This window comes from Myxococcus eversor (assembly GCF_010894455.1).
GTDB lineage: Bacteria > Myxococcota > Myxococcia > Myxococcales > Myxococcaceae > Myxococcus > Myxococcus eversor.
Genome location: NZ_JAAIXY010000040.1, coordinates 22,667 through 41,416, shown reverse-complemented (window position 1 = coordinate 41,416; position 18,750 = coordinate 22,667). Strand labels below are relative to the sequence as shown.

Below are 18,750 nucleotides of genomic sequence, written 5' to 3'. Positions count from 1 at the left end.
ATCCACGACATACACATGACCATCTCCAGGAACCTGGAGCCCCGTGGCCCCCTCTTCCAGCGCGTCCCCGCGTCCCGGGTCCGTCTCACGATAGCTGTTGAAGTACGCCACTTCACGCGGTTGCGTGGGATTGCTCACATCCAATACACGCAGCCCTTCCTGGTGATACGTCACATACAGCCGCGAGCCCCGCAACTCCAGCGCGCGCGGTGACACCACGCCGCGCAACCCATACTCCCCAATCTTCACGATGTCGCGCGGCTCGCTGACATCCAGCGCCCGCAGTCGCGCCCCCGCGCCCAGGCTGCTCTCGAACGCCACGATTCTCCCGCCGAACGTGCCCACCGCGCTCGCGCGGCTGTTCGCATACGGGTACGTGTACCGACCCAGCAACTTCACCCCGCCGCCGGAGTTCGCGTCGACGACCTGCAAGCCATCCCGCAGGTGATTCACATACAGCCGGCCCTCGTAGCTCACGGGCCCTCGCGACGACGGATTCTCCGAGATGCGCGCCCCGGAGACGATGTGCTGGAGCAACTTCGGCTCGGAGGGCGTGGAGATGTCGAACATCAGCGTGCCCGCCGACGCCTCCGTGGCCACCGCGTAGAGCCGGTTCCCATCCACGCTCACCATCCCGAGACTCACGGGCTGCTCCGGCACCCTGCGCACGAACACCGGCGCGGAGGGCAACGAGATATCGAGCACCACCACGCCCGAACTCGCGCTCGCGACATAGAGCACCCCGTCCTTGAACGTCGCCCCCCGCCAGTCCGAGTCCTCCGGCAGGCTCATCCGCGCCACGCGCACCGGCGCCTCGGGCACCCTCACGTCGAAGACGGTGAGCCCTCCACGCTGTCCCTCGCGGTCCTGCGAGATGACATAGGCGTGGCCGTCGATGACCTGCACGTCCACGGGCATGCCCAGGTCCACCCAGCGCTCGGAGACCAGCTTCAGTCCCCCGGAGACCTCGTGCTCGCCCTTGAAGCGCGCCACGCGCTCGGCGCGGAACGTCCCCGACTCCACCAGCGCTCCATTGAGACACCGCGAGAAGCAGCCCGTCAGCGAGCGCGGGCCCACCGCGTTGCAGCCCACGAAGGTGAACAGCCCGTCCGGGGACTGACTGGAGACGAGGAACGTCTGCGCGTCCCACACCCCGGCCACGGCGGCCGCTCCGAGGACCTGCTCGGGGACGCCCGCGGAGTTGAGCTTGAAGCCTCCGCCCAGGGGCGCCGCGCGGGCCTCCTGCGTGCCGCGCGCGTCGAAGCGCAGTTCACCGCGGTACACCCCCTCGCGCTCCAGCCCCTCCAACGAGCGGCGTTTGCAGCCGGACAAGTCGAACGACGTCAGGCCGCCGCAGGTCTTGTCCGCATCATCCAGCACGCGACAGACGGAGAGGGGGCCGGTGTCCATCCAGTCACCCCGCTCCTCGAGCGGTGCGTACCGTCCATCCCACGGCGCTTCTTCCGACGAGGTGCAGCCGGACGCGGCGCAGGCGAGCAGGACCATCAACGCGAGACGCGTGGGCTGCATCGCATACCTCCTGGGTGGGGAGCCGCACGCCGGCCCTGGTGCTCCCATCCCTCAGTGTAGGAACACGGCTTCCTCTCCGGGAAGCCGACCCTTCGCACGAGTGGTCAAAGGCGTACGTACCGAAGCATGTGCCCATTGTTCCCACCTGCTCAAAGGGCGCCATACCTGGCCGGTCGTCCTCGTCGAGCGACCGCCTGCTCGCCCGCGGTACCGGGGCGGCTGGAGGCACCGTGTCGCCGGACCCGCCGATGCGCCGATTCCCCCTGAAACCTCGCTCTCCCGCGAGCGGAGGCCGGCGTTTAGTTCTTTCCCATGAGCGACACTCTCGAGAAGGACGTGGTGATTGTGGGCGGCGGCCCCGCGGGCCTGAGCGCGGCGCTGGTGCTGGGGCGTGGCCGCAAGAAGGTTCTGCTATGTGACGCGGGCTCGCCCCGCAACGCGGCGGCCGAGCACATCCAGGGCTTCGTCACCCGTGACGGCACGCCGCCTCGCGAGTTCCGCGCCATCGGCCGCGAGCAACTGCGCCCCTACGACGTCGACGTGCGCGAGGTGCGGGTGAACGGCATCGAGCGACTCGGCGACGCGCGCTTCCGGGTGACGCTGGAGGGCGGAGTCGTCGTGGAGTCCCGCCGGGTGCTCTTGGCCACGGGCATGGTGGACGTGCCGCCGGACCTGCCGGGTTACCGTGAGCTGTGGGGCAAGGCCCTCTTCCAGTGTCCCTACTGTCACGGCTGGGAAATCCAGGACCGGGCCTGGGGCGTGTTCGCGGGGACGCCAGCGGAGGCGGAGCTGTACCTGGACTTCGCCCTCTTCCTGAAGGGCTGGACGGCGGACGTCACCCTGTACACGCAGGGAGCCTTCCCCGTGTCGGACGAGCGACGCGCGCAGTTGAAGCGCGCGGAGGTGCGGCTGGTGGAGGGCCCGGTGAAGCGCCTCATCGCCTCGGCGGACGGGAGCTCGCTGGAGGCGGTGGAGCTGGGGGACGGGACGCGCGTGCGGCAGGAGTACCTCTTCGTCCGTCCGCCGCAGCGGCATGTGGCGCTGGTGGAGGGGCTGGGGCTCGCGCTGGACGAGATGGGCTTCGTGAAGGTGGACCCGATGCAGCAGACCTCCGTGCCCGGCATCTCCGCGGCGGGGGACCTCACCACGCGCCTGCAGGGCGCGCTCATCGCGGCGGCGGCGGGTGCGCAGTCCGCCTACGTGATGAACCACCACCTGAATCTGGAGGCGCTGGGCGGCAGCCACGGGAAGTGACGTCGGGTCGAACCCCGCGCTACGAAGGCCCATGGCCACCGCACACGCCGAACACGACCACCCCTGGTCCGCCATCCAGCGGGACTTCGAGGAGAAGCGGCGCCTCATCTGGGTAGGGCCACAGCGGCCCCTGTCGTCGCGGCACTCACGCACCCACTCCGCGGTGCACTCGTATGCCGTCGTGATGCTGGTGCTGCGCGGGGAGTCGAAGGTGCGGCATGCGGGTGACCTGGTGCTGCGCGCGGGCGACGTGCACCTCATTCCGCCGGGAGATGCGCATGGCCGCGAGCACTCGGATGCGGAGTGCCTGGGGCTCGGCTTCTATCCGGAGGCGGTGTCCTCGGACGCGGAGGAGCGCGCGGCGCGGCTGGGGCCCCTCTTGCGCGTGCGCGGTGGTTGTCACCCGGTGCTGCGGCCCACGTCCGTGCAGCGTCGACGGCTCTTGCGGTGGATGCGGCTGATGGAGGAGGAGCAGTCGCGTCAGGAGCGCGGCAGTAACGAGGCCAGCCACTCGCTGCTCCGGCTGGTGCTGGTGGAGCTGGAGCGGATGGCCTTCCCGGACACCGTGCCCGAATCCTCGTCGATGGGACTGAGCCGTCGGGCCCTGACGTACATCGAATCCCACTGCCTGGAGCCGCTGTCGCTCGCGAAGGTGGCGCGGGAGCTGGGGCGCTCGGCGCCGCACGTCGCGGGCGTGGTGCGTCAGGAGACGGGGCGCTCGGTGGGTGAGTGGATTCTCGAGTGCAGGATGGCCGAGGCGCGCAGCCGGCTGCGTCACACCGATGAGCGGGTGGACATCGTCGCGGAGCGGGTGGGTTACGCGGACGTCACGCACTTCATCCGACTCTTTCGCCGCGTGCATGGTGTGACACCCGCCGCATGGAGGAGGCGGATGGAGGCAGGGGTGCGCTGAACGCGCGTTCTGTACTTTGTTGCCCGATTCAATTGACAGGAAACTGTCATCTCGGTAGTTCGTGCGCATGCCGACGCCGATGAGGGAATCGTCGGGAGCGAGCCATCTCAGGCCCGCTCCCCGAGGCGCATTGTCGTGCCAACGCTTCAACGAGCGAGGGGATTCGTGGTGGCAGCGCGGGCGGTGTCGCTGATGGCGCCGAGAGCGAGTCGAGGCAAGCGAGGTGAAGAGAGCGTTCGCCTCTACCGGGGTCCGCGAGAGGTTCCTCCACCACCGGAAGCGAGAGGAGCGCCGCCGTTGCTCTGCCCCTTCTGGTTCAACCTCGGGCCGCAGGCGGCGGCGAACGACACGGAGCCTGTCACGCGGGCCAAGGGCCGACGGAGCAAGAAGCCCACACCCTCCTGAGTGGCTCGGAATGTGGGCAGGCCAGGCGAGCGCGGACTGCTCCGCTCCGCATGCACCGTGAACGAAGCGCTCGGCGTGGCGCAGCAGTGCCGCGAGCCCTCCGCACCTGGCTCGGAGTCTGCTCAGTCCGACGAGCCCTTGCCCGAGCGGGAGACCGCTTCATGTGCGAGGACGCGGAAGTGCTGCGCGGCGGGTGAGGGCCGAGGCCCGGGAAAGGCCACCACCAGCTCCGCGTGGTGGGGCGCACCGCTCAGGGGGCGGAACACGACGCCCTTGGGGCACAGGGCCTGGGAGGACGCGGGGGCGATGGTCAATCCCAGTCCCGCCTCCACCATGCCGACGACGGAGGGCCACGAGCGCGCTTCCTGGACGATGTTCGGAGAGAAGCCCGCGGCCAGACACATGCTCGTCACCAGGTCATGCAGGCCCGGCGCTGAATGGCGGGGGAAGAGGACGAACGGCTCGTTCGCCAGCGAGGCCAGCGCGACGACTTGCTGACGGGTGCGAGGGTGGCGCGCCGGCAGCGCGAGCACGAAGCGCTCCCGGAGCAGCCGCTCGACGGTGAGCCCTTCGTGACGGAAGGGCGCCCGGATGATGGCGATGTCCAGCTCGCCCGACGCGAGCGCGGCGCCCACGTTCAGCGTCTCGCTGTCATCCAGCTCCAGCTTCACCTTCGGGAACCGGGTGCTGAAGCGCAGGACGATATCCGGCAGCACACCGAAGGCCGAGGACGCGGCGAAGCCGACGCGCAGCGTGCCCGTCTCGCCGCTCGCCGCCTGCTGCACCGTGTGGATGACATCCGCGCGCCGGGCCAGCAGCGTGCGAGCCTCCTCCAGCAGCCGGGACCCGGCGGCGGTGAGCGCCACGTGGCGGCTGGTGCGCGTGAGCAGCTCGACTCCCAGCTCGGTCTCCAGTCGGCGAATCTGCTGGCTGAATGGCGGCTGGGCCATGCCGATGCGCGCGGCGGCTCGTCCGAAGTGCAGCTCCTCCGCCACGGCGATGAAGAGCTGGAGCTGACGGAATTCCATATCGAGACGATAACCGTCTCGATGGGCCTCGAAAGATATATTGGTCGTGAAGGATGCACCTCCCTACCATCCTGGTGCATGCGATTCCCCTTCATGGCCCTCGGCGTGGTGCTCGCGACGCTGACCGGCGCGCCCGTCCTGGCGCTCGACGGTGATGCTCACTCGGTCACCGTCTACGAGCCCACTCCCGAGGCGAGCGTCCAGGCAAAGCTGGACGTGGCGGACCAGTTCAGCCGGCGGGTGGAGCTCCTGCGAGACAGCCTCGTCGCGCCCCGTTGGCTGCGCGAGGGAGACCGCCTGGTCTTCTGGGCGCGCGAGGGCAGGGACGGCGGGACGTGGGTGCTGGCGCACGCGAAGACGGGGGAGCTCAAGCCGCTCGTCTCGGGTGAGCAACTGCGCGAGCAGCTCTCGGCGCTCGTGGGCAAGCCCGTCACGGCGCCTCGCTTCTTCGACTTCGCCTTCACTCCGGATGAACAGGGCATCGTCTTCCGGCTGGGGGGGAAGACCTTCGGCCTGGGCCTGACGGGAAGTCGCGTCACGCTGCTGTCGGCGGAGGACCGTGCCGCGCAGGCGCTGTCACCGGAGCACTTCCTCGCGCCGCGGGGAGGCGCGCTCGCGGTGCAGCGCCAGGGCGGCTTCGCGGTGCTGGGCGCGGACGGCGCCACCGTGGTGGAGCGTGCGGGGGAGACGAACCTGGACTGGCGGATTCCCGCGCGCCCCTGGTCACCGGATGGGCGCTTCCTGGTGGTGTGGCGGGACGACGTGCGCGCCGTGCATCAGGTGCCCGTCGTGGACTACTCGGACGCGCTGGAGAAGGTGACGACGGTGCCGTACGCGAAGGCGGGGACGCCGCTTCCGCGCTCGGAGCTCCATGTCGTGGATGTGGCCACGGGCCGAGTGACGCGCATCCCTCCTGTGGAGGGCGAGACGTATGACTGGTTCGCCGGCTGGAACCCCGAGGGCACGGAGGCGCTGTGCCTCCACCTCTCGCGCGACGCGAAGCGGCTGGACCTCACCGCGGTGACACCTGGGACGGGGCAGCGTCGGCGGGTGCTGCGCGAGGAGCGTCCGGAGACCTTCGTCACCGGCCTGGACTTCGCGACGGGCGGTTGGGCGAAGCAGGTGACGGCGCTGCCAGACGGACGTGGCTACCTCTGGATGTCCGAGCGCGACGGCTGGCGCCACGTGTATGCGTATGACCGCGCGGGGAAGCTCCTGCGGCAGCTCACGCGAGGCGCCTTCCCCGTGCACGAGGTGGTGGGCGTGGCGCCCCAGGGTGACGCCCTCTACGTGCTGGCCTCCGCCGACAGCGGCGCGCCGTACGAGCAGCTCTTCTACCGGGGCAGCCTGAAGGGCGGCGCGCTCAAGCGCCTGTCCTCGGGCTCGGGGATGCACCGAATCACCCTGTCACCCTCGGGTCAGCACTACGTGGACGCGTGGTCCTCCCGCACGCAGCCCCGGTTGCGGGAGCTGGTGTCCGTGGACGGAGGCAAGCCCGTGCGCCTCACCACGGCGGACGCGAGTGAGCTCGAGGCCCTCGGGAACTCGCGGCCGGAGCCCTTCGTCGTCAAGGCCGCCGACGGCGTCACGCCCCTGCACGGCGTGCTCTACAGGCCGCGCGACTTCGACCCGGCGAAGCGCTACCCGGTGCTCGTCTATATCTACGGCGGCCCGTTCTTCAATCTGGTGCCATGGAACTACATCGGCAATTCGATGTCGTTGACGGCCAGCGGCCTGGCGCAGCTCGGCTTCGTCACGGTGCTGCTGGACCCTCGCGGAGGCCCGGGGCGGAGCAAGGCCTTCCAGGACGCGAACTACGGCCGCGTGGGCCAGACGGAGATTCCCGACCACGTCACGGGGTTGAAGCAGGTCGCCTCCACGCGGCCGTGGATGGACCTGGAGCGCCTGGGCCTCTACGGCCACTCCTGGGGCGGCTACTTCGTGCTGCGCGGCATGCTGACGGCGCCGGACTTCTTCAAGGCGGGCTATGCCGGAGCACCGGGCGCGCTGACGGAAGAGGCCATCATCAACGAGCCCTACCTCAACCTGCCGAGCGCCAACCCCCAGGGCTACGCGGTGGGTGACAACCTCGCGCTCGCGGACAAGCTGAAGGGCCCCCTGAAGATGATGCACGGCACCAGCGACGTGAATGCCACGCCCTCGGTGACGATGCGGATGGCGGAGGCGTTGATCCGCGCGGACAAGCACTTCGAACTGCTCATCATGCCCGGCCAGCCGCACTCGCCGCAGGGCGCCGCCGCCCGCTACTACCTGGACGACGTGGGCCTGTTCTTCCTCAAGACGCTGGGCACGCCTCGATGATGCCCACTTTTGGCCACCTGAGCCCATATCGTCCCCACGGGTGTCGGCGGAGCGACTAGACTCAGCCTCGTGGCCAGAACCCGTGCGAAATGTGTGAACTGCGGCGCCCCCTTCCTCAAGGCGGTGGAGCGCGAGCCCCTCTGTACCCATTGCGGCGCCGAGCGGACCCGGCCCCAGGGCATCCCGCTCCAGCCGGGGTGGAGGGAAATCAACCCCACGCCGCGACCCCAGGCCTCGGGTCGCGCGGCCGCCATCATCCTGGGGACCGCCTTCATGGTCTGCATGGGGGCCGGGATGATCAGCTTCCTGGTGATGTCCGCGGGGGGGCCCGAGCCCATGCCCGCGCGCGTGGCGGAGCGGCCCCGTCCGCCGCCCGCGGTCATCTTCCCGGTACCCCCGCCCCCGCCCATCGTGACGCCGCCTCCGCCGCCTCCCCCCGAAATCATCGAGGCGCCGCCCGTGAAGCGCACGCCGCGGCCGCTGCCCAGGACGAATGAAGAGTGGGGCGCCGTCATGCTGTCCAAGCACCTGCGCGACTACGACTACTGCGGCAAGGAGGCCATCCTCCGCGACGGCGGCATCCCCCGTATCTTCCGGCTGCGTGCGCGGTTCGACGCGAACGGAGAGGGCGTCAAGGGCAAGGTGACCCCCACGACTTCCGTGAAGATGCTGGATGCCTGCATCGAGAACCGCACCAAGTACATCTACCTGGGCAGGCCGCCGGAGAAGCGTGAGTTCGCCGTGGAGACGACCCTGTCCTTCGCGCACCTCCGCCCCAAGGGCAAACCCGAGACGCGTGATGACCAGTGGAGCACCCTTCACGACGACTGAGCGTCGGCGCGCGACCGGAAGTCGATGGTCGCTCGTGACTCCCTTTTGAGTCAGGCCGCCAGGACGTGTCCTCGTTCCGCGTGACGCCCCAATCCCTGGGGCGGTCCGTGACGCAGGAGCACGACATGTCCCCAAGACACGCCCGGCGGTGCCTCTTCCACGCGGTAGCGCTCATCGGAGGCCTGCTGGCCCCCCTTGCCCTGGCCGTGGCGCCGACGTCCCAGGGCGAGCGACACCACGATGCGCGCCTCGCCCACAACGCGCGGGCGCACTCCGGCTTCACGTCCACGCAGCGGCGGGCGGAGGCGGCGCTGCGCCAGGCCGTGCCGGAGCTGCGCGTGGAGGTGGACGCGTCGAACGGACGGGTGCGCTCGCTCGTCAACCTGGTGGGTGCGCTCTCCGGACCCGCGAGCGGAGACGCGCTCGTGGTGGGCCTGGACTTCGTCCAGCGCCATCGCGAGGTCCTCGGCCTGGAGCAATCCGACCTGGCGAACCTGGAGCTGACCGACCGCGTCTACTCCCGCGTCAGCGGCGCCACACATCTGTATCTGCGACAGAGATACCAGGGTCTCCCCGTGTACAACGCGCAGCTCCAGGTCAACGTGGACCGGGAGGGGCGGGTGCTGGCGGTGCACAGCGACTTCCAGCCGGCGCTGGAGTCCACGCTCGCGAGCGGCGAGCCGGAGCTGGGCGCGGCCGAGGCGGTGGCGGGCGCGGCGAAGCACCTGGGCGTGCGGCTGCGCGAGCCACCCCGCGCGCTGGAGGCCCAGCCGGGCGTGGCGCGGCGGACGCGCGTGGAGGTGGAGGGCCTGTCGAGCGAGCCCATCGACGCGTCGCTGGCGGTGCTGCCGCTGCGCCGTGGGGCATCGCGGCTCGTCTGGCGCTTCCAGGTGCACACGTTGGATTCCCAGCATGCCTATGACCTGACGGTGGACGCGGGCACGGGCGAGGTGTGGACGCGCTTCGACCAGGTGGCGGGGGATTCGTACCGCGTGTACCCGAGGTCCGCGGAGAGCCCGCTTCATGTCGCGCCGCCACCGCCCTCGGATGGCCGGGCGCTCGTCGTGAACCCCGCGCACCCGCTGGCCTCGCCCTTCGGATGGCATGACACCAACGGCGTCGCGGGCCCCGAGTACACCACGCCGCGCGGCAACAACGTCCACGCCTACGAGGACCGCGATGGCAATGACATGCCGCCCGCGAGCGAGCCGAACTGCGGCATGGGGCTGGCGTGCGACTTCGCCCTCGACCTGACCCACGCGCCGAGCACGTACCACCCCGCCGCCGTCGTGAATCTCTTCTACTGGAACAACCTCCTGCACGACGTGCAGTACCAGTACGGCTTCGACGAACTGGCCGGCAACTTCCAGGTCAACAACCACGGCCGTGGCGGGCTCGGAGATGACGACGTGCGCGCCGAGGCGCAGGACGGTGGTGGCACGGACAACGCCAACTTCCTCACGCCGCCGGACGGCTACCGCCCGCGCATGCAGTTGTACCTCTGGACGGCGCCCGACCCCGACAAGGACGGTGATTTGGACAGCGGCATCATCGTCCACGAGTACGGCCACGGCCTCTCCAACCGCCTGATTGGCGGCCCCAGCAACGTGACGTGTCTGACCAGCCGACAGCAGCCCGGCGAGGGCCTCAGTGACTTCCTGGCGCTCGTCTACACCGCGCGCGCGACGGACACCGGCACCCAGGGCCGAGGCATCGGCACCTACCCGCTGAACCAGCCCAGCACCGGCCTGGGCCTGCGCACGCAGCGCTACAGCACGTCCTCCACCATCAACACCTGGACCTTCGAGAGCAGCAACGGCATGGCCATTCCGCACGGCGTGGGCTCGGTGTTCGCCCAGGCGCTGTGGGAGGTGTACTGGGTGCTGGTGACGCAGTGGGGCTTCAGCGACAACCTGTATGAAGCCACCGGCACCGCGGGCAACCAGCGCATGCTGCTGTACTTCACCGAAGGCCTGAAGCGCACGCCCTGCAACCCCACCTTCCCCCAGGTGCGTGACGGCATCATCAGCGCCGCCACCACCCTGCACGGTGGCGAGGACGTCTGCCGGATGTGGACCGCGTTCGCCGCCTTCGGCCTGGGCTCCAACGCGACGAACATCGCGGGCATCGCCGCCAACGGCTTCGCCGTGCCACCTTCGTGCAGCCCCATCATGAACCGCCGCCAGGAGCCTCCCACCCCATAGATGGCTCCAGGGGCCCGCCAGAGGACTTCTCCCGAGGTCCTTCGGCGGGCCCGCACCCCCTGTGTTTTGATTCGGGGTGACGAATCCATCGACGACTTTCGCTTCTTCACGCTCGACTTCGAGCAGCCCGCGGACCACCGCCATCCGGAGGGTGAGAAGTTCCTCCAGCGCATGACGCTGTTCCACCGTTCGGTGACGGCGCCCATGGTCATCGACACGGAGGGCGCTGAAATCTTCGCGGAGCCCATCGCGGCGGAGCCGGTGGATTTATTGAAGGGCAACCAGGTGACGGTGGAGCACCGCTTCTACGGCACGTTGACGCCCGCTTCGCGCGACTGGAAGCTCTTGGATGTCTGGCAGTCCGCGGCGGACGCGCACCGCGTGGTGCGGGTGTTCAAGACGATTTACGGCGCGCGCTGGTTGTCCACGGGCGTGTTCCGGGGCGGCACGGCGGCGCTGCTGCACCGCTACTTCTACCCGAACGACGTGGAGGGGACGATTCCCTACGCCGAGCGGCACAGCCTGGGGTTGCAGGATGTCCGCGTGCCGCGCTTCCTGGCGAACGTGGGGGATGCGGCGTGCCGTGACAGCCTGAAGGCGGTGCAGCGCGCGGCGTTGGCGCGGCGGGCGGAGCTGACGCCGCTCCTGGCGGCGCAATCGGAGTGGGGCTTCACCTTCGACACGCTCGGCGTGGACAAGGCCTTCGAGTTCAGCGTGGTGCGGCTGTCGTTCAACTTCTGGGAGTACCTGGGGCTGGCGCCGTACGACTGCGACACGATTCCGGGGCCCACGGTGTCGGCCGAGGAGCTGTTCGCCTTCGTGGACCTGGTGGCGGGCCCCTCGTACACGTTCTCCGACCAGGCGTTGAACAGCCCGGTGGGGCCGGAGAGCTACCAGTGCGCCACGGAGCTGGGCGCGCCGCTGTATCCGGAGGCGGAGCTGTGGCCCCTCCTGCGCTACCCGGGTGGGCAGGTGCCCACGTTCCTGCCGCCCACGGGCGTGGCGAAGGTCTACAACCCGTTGCCCATGCTCAAGCTGGAGCTGTGGACGCGGCTGCACGCCCGGAACGTGCTCATCGTCGACGGCGCGCTGAGCCCGTGGAGCGCCTCGGCCTTCGGGGTGAGCTCGCGGAACGACTCGTACCGCGTGGTGGACCCGGCGGGCATCGGCTTCTACGGCACGCTGAGCGCGCTGCCCGAGCCCCAGCGCACCTTCTTCTTCGAGCGACTGTCCGATTGGGCCGACGCGCCGGTGCACCCGCCCGCGCTCTCCCAGGGCAAGCTGGCCCCGCGTTACGAGAAGCGGATGCGTCACCGGTAGTTTCGTCATGCTGATGGGTCCGAGGGGCGCGCCTTCGCGAGCGCGTGCCCCTCGGGTGAAGCGAAGAGTCGATGACCTGCGCGCGCCCATCGCCGGGCACGCTAGGGTGGGGTGCTCGATGCCCATCCAGCGCTTGCGAATTGCCGGATACCGCTCGGTGCGTCAGCTCTCGCTGGAGCTGGGCCCGGTGAATGTCATTGTCGGGGCCAACGGCAGTGGCAAGACGAACCTGTACCGCGCGCTGTACCTGTTGGTGGCGGCGTCGGAGGGGCGGCTGGCTCGCACCCTGGCGGAAGAGGGCGGCACGCCAAGCGTGCTGTGGGCGGGTCCACGAGGCGCGAAGAAGCCAGCGCGGCTGACGGTGCAGGTGGAGCTGGGCGAGCTGTCGTACGAGCTGAGCTGCGGCATCGTTCCCTTTGACCCGACCCCGCCGATTCGGGACCCCTTCCACCTGGACCCCGAGGTGAAGTCGGAGCACCTGTGGGCCTGGTCCGGGGGACGGAAGGTGGTGCTGATGGAGCGCAAGGAGCGCACGGCCTTCATGCGGGACGCCGACGGGAAACGGGTGACGTTTCCCACGCAGCTCTGGAACTCGGAGTCGGTGCTGGACCAACTGGGCGAGCCGCACCGTTTCCCGCGCTTGTCGGAGGTGCAGCGCACGTTCGCCGCGTGGCGTTTCTATCACCACTTCCGCACGGACCCGGATGCGGCCATGCGGCATCCGCGCGTGGGCGTGAGGACGCCGGTGCTGGCGCACGATGGCGCGGACCTGGCGGCGGCGCTGCTGACCATCCTCCAGATTGGGGACACGCGAGGACTCGAGCAGGGCATCGACGATGCGTTTCCGGGAGCGCGACTGGACGTTCGCGCCAGTGAAGGACGCTTCAGCCTGTTCCTGCACATGCCGGGGTTGAGTCGGCCCATGGCCGCGACCGAGCTGTCTGACGGCACGTTGCGCTACCTCTGCTTGTTGGCGGCGCTCCTGAGTCCGCGCCCCCCGCCGTTCCTCGCGTTGAACGAGCCGGAGACAAGCCTGCATCCGGACCTGCTGGAGCCACTGGGGCGGCTCGTGCTCAGGGCGGCGAAGTACAGCCAGGTCTGGGTGACGACGCACGCGGAGCCCCTGGCGCGCACGGTGGCGGAGGCCTCACGCTGCGCGCCGGTGTATCTGGTGAAGCGGGACGGAGCCACGCAGGTGGAGGGCGCCCTGGATGGCGAGTCCTCCGACTTCACCGAGGAAGAAGAGGACCGTGGTGGCTGAGGACGTCCCAGAGTCCGTGAAGCGTGTTCCCCGTCGGGAGGGCGCATGACACCGGGCCTCTACAGCGTGCACAAGCCGGTGGGCCCCACGAGCTTCTCGGTGGTGCAGACCTTCCTGGAGGAGACGCGCGCGGTGCCGGGCAAGCGCGTGCCGGTGTGTCACGGCGGGACGTTGGACCCGTTCGCGCAGGGCCTGCTCCTCGTCCTGGTGGGACAGAGCACGCGGCTGTTCGAACTCCTGCACGCGGTGCCCAAGACGTACGAGGCGGACGTGGTCTGGGGCACGGAGACGGACACGGGAGACCTGCACGGCAAGCCCGTGCATCAGGGGGACGCGTCGAGCCTGACGCCCGAGCAGCTCGACGCCGCGCTCGCGCCCTTCGTGGGCTGGCGCGAGCAGGTGCCGCCGGCCACGAGCGCCAAGAAGGTGGGCGGAGAGCCGGCCTATCGCAAGGCACACCGGGGCGAGGTGGTGGAGCTGCCGCCCTCGCGTGTGTATCTGCATTCGGCGCGGTGGCTCTCGCACGACCTGCCGCGCGCCAGTCGCCTGACGCTCACGTGTCGCGGGGGCTATTACGTCCGCTCGCTCGCGAGGGATGTGGGGCGGGTGCTCGGCTGTGGCGCGCACCTGTCCACATTGTGGCGCACGGCGATAGGCCCGTGGACCGACCCGCCGCCGGGGACGCGCGTGGGCTCCCACGGACGCGCGCTGTTGCCCTGGGCGCGCGCTCGTCCCCTCACGGACCTGGAGGTGGGGGAGCTGCGGCGGGAGCGCTCCATCCCACTGAGCGGCACGCTGCCTCCCGACTGGCGCCTGCCGCCGGGCTTCCCGGACCCCGAGGCGCCCGTGCGCGGGTTCCATCAAGGCCGGCTCACGTTCCTGCTGCGCGAGCGGGACGGCGCGCTGTGGAGCGAGCAGGAGCTGCGCGGAGGACTGTGACGGGGTGGGGCGTCGCCACGGTGCTGCTGAAGTCCGCGCTGGACGTGATGCGTCAACGCGGCGCGCGCACCGTGGAGGGATATCCGGTGAAACGCCCTGAGGGCCTCGCGCGTATCTCCAATGCGTCCGCGTACACGGGCACGGTGCCGCTCTTTGAAAAACAGGGCTTCGCGTGGGTGGCCAAACGGCCCCAGGGCAAGCAGCGCATGCGCAAGGCGCTGACGGCCCCGCGAAAGCGGATCCGGTGACTCCAGTCACCACCTGGGGGGCCTCCCCCCTGGTGACGGTTGTCATCGGTGGTGACAGTTGTCACCACCCCCGAGGACAGGGGGCCTTCGCGTAACCTCTTGAAAACATAAAAGAAGTGGAGGTGGGTGACCGTGGGAGATGTGTGGCACGCCGCGAGCAATAGGGGTGCTCACAACGACTTACTCGGAGAAACCCAAATGGCCATCACCTCCACGTTCAACCCCGCCGTGCAGAAGACCCTGGCTCGTACCGAAGCCAAGCTCGAGAAGCTCGAGGGCAAGCTGGAGCGTGCGTTGGTGAAGGAGCACCAGTTGCTGAAGGACCTGCGCCACGTGATGAAGCACCACGCGCAGCACCAGCAGGCGGGCCGTCCGGGCGCCGACACCTTCGACAAGGGCGGGTGCTTCCCGTCCAAGCCGCTGCCGAACGAGTGGAGCCCGCTGGACCTGGGCGCGCTGAGCGAGACGAACAAGCTGGACAAGACGAAGGGCCCCATCACCGCGGACCAGCTCACCAAGGCCATCCAGCGCGGCACGGGCGACCACGACGGCCAGGCGGGGAAGGGCGAGTACCGCGCGTTCGCGGAGTGGGCGGAGAAGAACCAGGACCGCCTCACGCCCGAGGCGAAGCAGGTGATGGACCGCTTCTCCAAGTTCGCCGCGGAGCGGAAGGCCAACGGCCACACGGACGGCGACTGGCGGAAGATGATCAACGACATGAAGGGCGTGGGCGACAAGGGCGCGGAGAAGGCGCTCGCGGGCCTGGACAAGCTGCCCAAGCCCATCTCCGGCGACGACATGGCGAAGGCCATCCGCAAGGGCACGAAGGACGCGGACAACAACACCGCGGACGAGCTGAAGGCCTTCCAGGACTGGGCGAAGAAGAACGCCGACAAGCTGTCGCCCGAGGCCAAGGAAGTGATGGGCAAGTTCGAGAAGCACGCGACCAAGGCGATGGCCACGGGCGACAAGGACCTGAACACCACCGAGTGGTCGAAGATGATGAAGGACTTCAAGAGCGTGGGCGACGTGAGCGCTCGTAACTCGCTGGCGACGCTGGACAAGGAGAACGGGCCCATCTCCGGTGAGGACCTGCTCGGCGCCATCAAGCAGGGCGCGGGCGACGCGGACGGCAACTCCACCCAGGAGCTGGCCGAGTTCCAGAAGTGGGCGGCGAAGAACAAGGACCGGCTGACGCCCGAGGCGCAGAAGGTGATGGAGACCTACCAGAATCACGCCGAGGCGGCCGGCCCCGAGGGCATGGACAAGACGGACTTCGACGCGATGGTGAAGGACGCCTCGCGGCACAAGACCTTCCGTGACGACTCGATGCGCACCGCGCTGGAGACGCTGGACGGGAAGAGCGGGAAGATCTCCGCCAAGGACCTCACGAACGCCATCAACAAGGGCGCCGGTGACTTCGACGGCCAGGCGGCCGGGGTGGAGTTCGCGGACTTCCAGAAGTGGGCGCGTCAGAACTACGACCGCCTCAGCCCGGACGCGCGCAAGGTGGTGGACACCTACGAGAAGTACGCGACCCAGTCGCTGGCCAAGGGCGAAACGGGCATGGCGAACTCCGAGTTCCAGAAGATGGTGAAGGAGATGGAGCAGCTCAGCGTGGTGCGTCCGCCCCCGCGCTTCATCGCCGCCTGATTCCCTGGCGCGAGTCGAGCAACACCACCCGGTGAATAGGGACCGGGTGGAGAGGAAGGGGCCGGGCTCATCAGGCCCCCCACCTCCGATGGGGCCAGGTGGTCGGCCGGCGACCCGCCCACCTGGACCTGACGTGTGCACCGAAGGTCGGCATGCACGATGCAATGAAGTCCTGGAGTGAGCGGCACCGTGGCACGACGACCGCACCGGGGTGAGGCGGGGAGACGGGTGGCGAAGGGGTGCGGACTTTTGGGTGGGACGCGGGAGCGACCGGGGCCGGGGGGCCTCGAGTCGGGCAAGGGGCTCCCGTGGACCCGCGATGATTTGAAGCGCCGTGGCTCCCGTGCATGGACGGGAGGAGCGGTTCGGGCTCCCCGGCTTGTTGGGGGATGAGTCGGGGGCCTTTTCTTGATGCGGCGCCCCTCTTCAAGGGGGGCATCGGGTGCTCGGGCTGTTGGGGGATGGTCCGAGTCACCTTCTTTTGGCGGGACGCTGTCGGCGAAGGTCTGGGAGTGACAGAGGACTGAAGCAAGAAGGGCCCCGGACCGTTGGGGGATGGTCCGGGGCCCTTGTCTTTTTCAGCGGCGCCTCGAGGAGCGCGCGGGTGGCTACGCCTTCGACTTGGCCAGGGTGGCCTTGGCCACCTTCACCACGTTGTCGACGGTGAAGCCGAACTTCTGCTGGAGGGCCTTGATGGGGGCGGAGGCGCCGAAGCTGCGCATGGCGACGATGCCGCCGTCGAAGCCGACCCAGCGCTCCCAGCCGAAGGCGGCGCCCTTCTCCACGGCGACGCGGGCGCGCACGGAGGGAGGCAGGACGCTGTCGCGGTACTCCTGGGGCTGCTGCTCGAAGAGCTCCCACGAGGGGAGGCTGACGACGCGGGACTTGATGCCCTCGGCGGTGAGCTTGTCGTGGGCGTCCATGCACAGGGCCACTTCGCTGCCGGTGCCGATGAGGACGAGCTCCGGCTTGCCGCCCTCGGCGTCCGCGAGCACGTAGCCGCCCTTGGCGACCCCGGAGGCCGCGCCGTACTTGGAGCGGTCCACGGTGGGCACGGGCTGGCGGGTGAGGACGAGGACGACGGGGTGGCTCTTCTGCTGGCCGATGACCCGCCAGGCCTCGACGACCTCGTTGGCGTCGGCGGGGCGCAGGACGATGAGGCCCGGAATCGCGCGCAGGCTGGCGAGCTGTTCGACGGGCTGGTGGGTGGGGCCGTCCTCGCCCAGGCCGATGGAGTCGTGGGTGAAGATGTGGAGGGCGGGCAGCTCCATCAGGGAGGAGAGGCGGATGGCGGGGCGCTCGTACTCACTGAAGATGAGGAACGTGGCGCCGTAGCCGCGCACCTTGCTGAGGCACAGTCCGTTGACGATGGAGCCCATGGCGTGTTCGCGCACGCCGAAGTGGATGTTGCGGCCGGAGAGGTCACCGGGCTTCATGGACTCGGAGCCGTTGATGTACGTCTTCGTGGACGGGTTGAGGTCGGCGGAGCCGCCCACCATCCACGGGTAGTTCTTGGCGACGGCGTTGAGCACCTTGCCGCTGGACTCGCGGGTGGCCATGCCCTTGGCGTCGGTGGGGAACGTGGGCAGCTCGGAGTCCCAGCCCTTGGGGGCTTCGCGGCGCTGCATGCGAGTCAGCTCATCGGCGAGCTCGGGGAACTGCTTCTGGTATTCGACGAAGCGCGCATCCCACTCCTCGCGGAGCTTCTTGCCGCGGGCGCCCATGCGGTCCTGGAAGCGCTCGCGGACGCCCTCGGGGACGAGGAACTTCGCATCCTCGGGCCAGCCGTAGTTGCGCTTGGTGCCCTTGATCTCCTCATCGCCGAGCGGCTCGCCGTGGGCCTTGGACGAGCCCTGGAGCTTGGGGGCGCCGAAGGCGATTTGCGTGGTGACGATGATGAGGGTGGGCTTGCCGCGCAGGGTCTTGAAGGTGTGGAGGGCCTCGCCGAGGACGGTCAAATCGTTGGCGTCGGGGACGCGGAGGACGCGCCAGCCGTAGCCCTCGAAGCGGCGGCCCACGTCCTCGGTGAAGGCGAGGTCGGTGCTGCCGTCGATGGAGATGTGGTTGGAGTCGTAGAGCCAGCAGAGGTTGGGGAGCTGGAGGTGGCCGGCGATGGAGGCGGCTTCGGAGGCGACGCCTTCCATGAGGTCGCCGTCGCCGCAGATGGCGTAGACGTCATGGGAGAACATCTCGAAGCCGGGCTTGTTGAAGTGGCCGGCGAGCCAGCGGCTGGCGATGGCCATGCCCACGCTGTTGGCGACGCCCTGGCCCAGGGGGCCGGTGGTGGTTTCGACGCCGCTGGTCCACCGGTACTCGGGGTGGCCGGGGGTGACGGAGTCGAGCTGGCGGAACTTCTGGATGTCCTCGAGCGAGACGCTGAGGGCGTCCTCTACTTTGTAGTCGCGGGTGACGCGCTTGACGCCTGCCAGGTGGAGCAGGGCGTAGAGGAGCATGGACGCGTGGCCGTTGGAGAGGATGAAGCGGTCGCGGTCGGGCCAGATGGGGTGGGACGGGTCATACCGGAGCTCCTGTTGCCAGAGCTGGTAGGCGACGGGGGCCAGGGACATGGGAGCCCCCGGGTGACCCGAGTGGGCTTGCTGTACCGCATCCATGGCCAGGGTGCGGATGGTGTTGATGCTCAGCACGTCCTGCTGATTGTCGGTCGTCATGAGGTCCTCTCGTGGGGCGCACCATGCCGTAACTGGGGCCGGTGCGCCGCACGAAACGAGAGTCCTCGCCCGCCCGCCGTCCTGTGGTCCACGGGGGGCCGGGAATTCCCTGCTCCGGGAGAGGGCGGCGAGCGACTTCAGCGGTGTGCCGCCGCATCACACGAAAGGTGGGA

Annotated in this window: 13 protein-coding genes; 10 read left to right on the top strand and 3 right to left on the bottom strand. The window is 69.3% G+C overall.

The window, feature by feature from the left end; translation table 11 throughout:
- Positions 1-1,530, bottom strand: a 1,530-nt coding sequence (locus G4D83_RS44635; RefSeq protein WP_163871073.1) for an LVIVD repeat-containing protein, incomplete at its 3' end; no start/stop codon positions are given.
- Positions 1,531-1,842: 312 nt separating this feature from the next.
- Here G4D83_RS44635 and G4D83_RS44630 point away from each other — a divergent pair.
- Both G4D83_RS44630 and G4D83_RS44625 read left to right on the top strand, forming a co-directional pair.
- Positions 1,843-2,784 carry an NAD(P)/FAD-dependent oxidoreductase gene (locus G4D83_RS44630; RefSeq protein WP_163871072.1) on the top strand — a complete coding sequence of 314 codons (942 nt, stop codon included), beginning with the start codon at positions 1,843-1,845 and terminating at the stop codon, positions 2,782-2,784.
- A gap of 31 nt (positions 2,785-2,815) precedes the next feature.
- A complete protein-coding gene (locus tag G4D83_RS44625; RefSeq protein WP_163871071.1) occupies positions 2,816-3,697 on the top strand; it encodes a helix-turn-helix domain-containing protein in 882 nt (293 codons plus the stop codon).
- Between the two features lie 527 nt (positions 3,698-4,224).
- Here the strand turns inward: G4D83_RS44625 and G4D83_RS44620 are convergent.
- A complete protein-coding gene (locus tag G4D83_RS44620; RefSeq protein WP_163871070.1) occupies positions 4,225-5,130 on the bottom strand; it encodes a LysR family transcriptional regulator in 906 nt (301 codons plus the stop codon).
- 78 nt (positions 5,131-5,208) lie between these two features.
- On the opposite strand from G4D83_RS44620, the gene G4D83_RS44615 reads away from it, so the two are divergent.
- From G4D83_RS44615 to G4D83_RS44580, 8 genes are all read left to right on the top strand, one after another.
- Complete coding sequence (locus G4D83_RS44615) at positions 5,209-7,452, top strand: S9 family peptidase (RefSeq protein WP_163871069.1); 2,244 nt, start codon at positions 5,209-5,211, stop codon at positions 7,450-7,452.
- 93 nt (positions 7,453-7,545) lie between these two features.
- Entirely contained in the window at positions 7,546-8,283 is a 738-nt protein-coding gene (locus G4D83_RS45755) for a hypothetical protein (RefSeq protein WP_205522866.1), read from the top strand.
- A gap of 125 nt (positions 8,284-8,408) precedes the next feature.
- Positions 8,409-10,487: a M36 family metallopeptidase gene (locus tag G4D83_RS44605; RefSeq protein WP_163871068.1), complete on the top strand. Its 2,079-nt coding sequence runs from the start codon at positions 8,409-8,411 to the stop codon at positions 10,485-10,487.
- Positions 10,488-10,553: 66 nt separating this feature from the next.
- Positions 10,554-11,807 carry an alpha/beta hydrolase family protein gene (locus G4D83_RS44600; RefSeq protein ID WP_240357178.1) on the top strand — a complete coding sequence of 418 codons (1,254 nt, stop codon included), beginning with the start codon at positions 10,554-10,556 and terminating at the stop codon, positions 11,805-11,807.
- A 118-nt stretch (positions 11,808-11,925) separates the two neighbouring features.
- Positions 11,926-13,068 (top strand): AAA family ATPase, encoded by a 1,143-nt coding sequence (locus G4D83_RS44595; protein WP_163871067.1) that lies wholly within the window; start codon positions 11,926-11,928, stop codon positions 13,066-13,068.
- 45 nt (positions 13,069-13,113) lie between these two features.
- Positions 13,114-14,007 (top strand): tRNA pseudouridine(55) synthase TruB, encoded by an 894-nt coding sequence (gene truB, locus G4D83_RS44590; RefSeq protein ID WP_163871066.1) that lies wholly within the window; start codon positions 13,114-13,116, stop codon positions 14,005-14,007.
- Between the two features lie 20 nt (positions 14,008-14,027).
- The gene (locus G4D83_RS44585; RefSeq protein ID WP_163871065.1) at positions 14,028-14,255 is read left to right on the top strand and encodes a hypothetical protein; all 228 of its coding nucleotides are present in this window, start codon (positions 14,028-14,030) and stop codon (positions 14,253-14,255) included.
- 198 nt (positions 14,256-14,453) lie between these two features.
- The gene (locus G4D83_RS44580) at positions 14,454-15,908 is read left to right on the top strand and encodes a hypothetical protein (RefSeq protein WP_163871064.1); all 1,455 of its coding nucleotides are present in this window, start codon (positions 14,454-14,456) and stop codon (positions 15,906-15,908) included.
- Positions 15,909-16,516: 608 nt separating this feature from the next.
- Here G4D83_RS44580 and tkt read toward each other — a convergent pair.
- Positions 16,517-18,577, bottom strand: a complete 2,061-nt coding sequence (gene tkt / locus G4D83_RS44575) for a transketolase (RefSeq protein WP_163871063.1) — start codon at positions 18,575-18,577, stop codon at positions 16,517-16,519.
- Positions 18,578-18,750: the final 173 nt, after the last annotated feature.